The following is an 876-nucleotide window of genomic DNA, read 5'->3' as shown; positions in this document are numbered from 1 at the left end:
GTGGACGAACCTCTGGTGTTCGGGTTGTCATGCCAATGGCATTGCCCGGTAGCTAAGTTCGGAATCGATAACCGCTGAAAGCATCTAAGCGGGAAGCGAGCCCTGAGATGAGTCTTCCCTGGCACTTTAAGTGTCCTAAAGGGTTGTTCAAGACTAGAACGTTGATAGGCAGGGTGTGTAAGTGCTGCGAGGCATTGAGCTAACCTGTACTAATTGCCCGTGAGGCTTAACCATACAACACCCAAAGGGTTTTGATTGGACTCAAAGCAAGAACAGATTGAATGTGTATTAAGAACGTTTATTAAGCTTTCCGAATTTTAAGAATTTGCTTGGCGACCATAGCGTTGCGGACCCACCTGATCCCATGCCGAACTCAGAAGTGAAACGCAGTAGCGCCGATGGTAGTGTGGGGCTTCCCCATGTGAGAGTAGGACATCGCCAGGCTTTAATATCGACTTGTCTCGATTGAGACGAGTCAACATAGTTTTTTAAGTAAATACTTAGAATATTATGTTGACTTTCAAAGCAGATAGCGTATTATACGCGTCCTGCTTAAGTGCTAAGGCATTGAAAGCAAAGCTCTTTAACAATATAGACCTATATCAATCTGTGTGGACACTTGTTGATGATAATCATTATGTTTACTTCTGCTTTGAGCAGAGATAAACAACTTCTTCGGAAGTAAAATGGTTTTCAATGAACACGTGACCTAAGGGTAGTAAGTTCGCTTACTGTCACACAGTCAAAATTCATTATCGTTCTGTTGGAACGATAATAGCTTTAAAATTACTTCTTACTTTTTAAGTAAGGGACAGTTTTGAAGTCAGTATTCATTGAGCCGACAAAATCTTAAATTGAAGAGTTTGATCATGGCTC

General features: G+C 41.8%; 2 rRNA genes. Both read left to right on the top strand.

What is annotated here, in order from left to right:
* A 23S ribosomal RNA gene (locus tag L4D05_RS24055) occupies positions 1-234 on the top strand; the annotation flags it as partial.
* A 94-nt stretch (positions 235-328) separates the two neighbouring features.
* Positions 329-444 (top strand): 5S ribosomal RNA (gene rrf / locus L4D05_RS24050).
* Positions 445-876: the final 432 nt, after the last annotated feature.

The sequence above is a fragment of the Vibrio nomapromontoriensis genome (genome assembly GCF_050337205.1).
Lineage (GTDB): Bacteria > Pseudomonadota > Gammaproteobacteria > Enterobacterales > Vibrionaceae > Vibrio > Vibrio nomapromontoriensis.
Note: the sequence above shows the minus strand (reverse complement) of the source record. Positions and strands in the feature narration are given on the sequence as shown.